This window comes from Pleomorphochaeta sp. DL1XJH-081 (genome assembly GCF_049310885.1).
Classification (GTDB): Bacteria; Spirochaetota; Spirochaetia; order Sphaerochaetales; family Sphaerochaetaceae; genus CAYZJV01.
Genome location: NZ_JBMDYO010000175.1, coordinates 1 through 250, shown reverse-complemented (window position 1 = coordinate 250; position 250 = coordinate 1). Strand labels below are relative to the sequence as shown.

Here is a 250-nt window from a genome sequence, read left to right as displayed (position 1 = left end):
CGAGAATTTCACCATCGGTGACGGCGATCCCCGGGGCGTCCGCGCCCTTCCAGTGCCACTGCAGCCAGCGGCCGGAGTTGACGATAGACCCATTCTCTTCGGCGAAGCAGGTGGAGGGCAGACGGAACACTTCGGTCTGGATTTTCGCCGGATCGACATCGTTCGACTCACCATGGTTTTGCCAGAAGGTGGACGTTTCGGTATTGAGCGGGTCGATAGTCACGAGGAACTTCAACTTCGACAGGGAAGC

Annotated in this window: 1 protein-coding gene; it reads right to left on the bottom strand. The window is 58.8% G+C overall.

The annotated features are described in order from the left end of the window. Positions 1 to 250 (bottom strand): hypothetical protein (locus ACODJP_RS14375; RefSeq protein WP_422482660.1); only part of this gene is annotated, 250 nt, incomplete at both ends.